The 1031-nt window shown below is 69.7% G+C and carries 2 protein-coding genes; both read right to left on the bottom strand.

What is annotated here, in order from left to right:
- Nucleotides 1-464, bottom strand: a 464-nt coding sequence (locus tag OP495_RS18180) for a methyltransferase domain-containing protein (protein ID WP_280571177.1), incomplete at its 3' end; no start/stop codon positions are given.
- Nucleotides 461-1031: alpha/beta fold hydrolase (locus tag OP495_RS18175; RefSeq protein WP_280571176.1), on the bottom strand; the 571-nt coding region annotated here is incomplete at its 5' end. The genes OP495_RS18175 and OP495_RS18180, both read right to left, overlap by 4 nt.

The raw sequence follows: 1031 nt of genomic DNA, 5'->3' as shown, positions 1-1031 counted from the left end.
AGCGCACGTCCTCCCGGCCTCAGGACCCGGCGGATTTCGTTAAGTACCCGGTCAATGTCCGGGCACCATTGGATCGCCAGATTGGAGACGACGAGATCGAAGCTGGCGTCAGCGTGGGGCAACATGGCGGCGTCGCCGCATATCCAGCGGATTGCTTCAGGATGGCGTCGACGCGCCTCAGCCAGCATGCCCGCGGCAAGATCCAGGCCGCTGACCGTGCAGGTGGCGCCGTAATGCGTTGCCAGCGCAGCGGTCAGATCGCCGGGGCCGCAGCCCAGATCCAGTACATCGCATGCGTGATCGGGCAGTTGCTCGAGCAGGCGCTTGCCCATGGCATGCTGGGCGGTGGCGCGGCGGGCGTAATGCGGCGCGGCACGCGAAAAGGCATGCGCGACCCGGGCGCGCCAGTCGCGCTCCCGGGCATCGGTGCTCGCATCGAGGCCGTGGCATGGCAGCGCGGTCATGGCATCGCCTCCAGAACGGCCTCGGCGAGTGACTGCGTCGGCGCCACGGCGATGGCGGACAGCGCATGGACGAGTCGTTCCGGTTGGCTGATGAGTGGGCAGTGGCCGGCCTCGAGCAGACGGTAGTCGGCTCGCTCGCGCACCGCCGGGGCCAGCAGCGGGTCGGCCTCGCCGGCCAGCCGATGCACCGGGCAGGGTGGCGTGGCCAGGCGCTGGGTATTGTCGATCTCCGCGAGCTGCGTGAGCCCCGCAGCCAAGGTGGCCGGCGAGGCTGGGACATCGTCGCCTAGAATCGCACGCAGCCGGCGATGGGCGCTCCTGGGGGACGGTTCGCCGCCAAGTTGCCAGCGCAGAAAGTGGCTACGGGTAGCCTCCGGATTGCGCTGGAAGGCGTCGCGGAAGTTGGCCAAGTCGGCTGCGCTGACGCCTTGCGGATGGGGGAAGCGCTCGCCGATTCCGAGTAACACCAGGGCGTGGGGCGGGGGCAGCCGGTCGATCAGGGCGCCGGCCAGCAGTCCGCCCAGCGACCAGCCGACCCAGACGGCGTTACTCGGCAGGTCATTGGCC

Origin of the sequence: Chromohalobacter sp. 296-RDG, from assembly GCF_029889885.1 — a bacterium.
Lineage (GTDB): Bacteria > Pseudomonadota > Gammaproteobacteria > Pseudomonadales > Halomonadaceae > Chromohalobacter.
The sequence above is the reverse complement of the archived record's forward strand: the minus strand, read 5'-3'. Positions and strand labels throughout refer to the sequence as shown.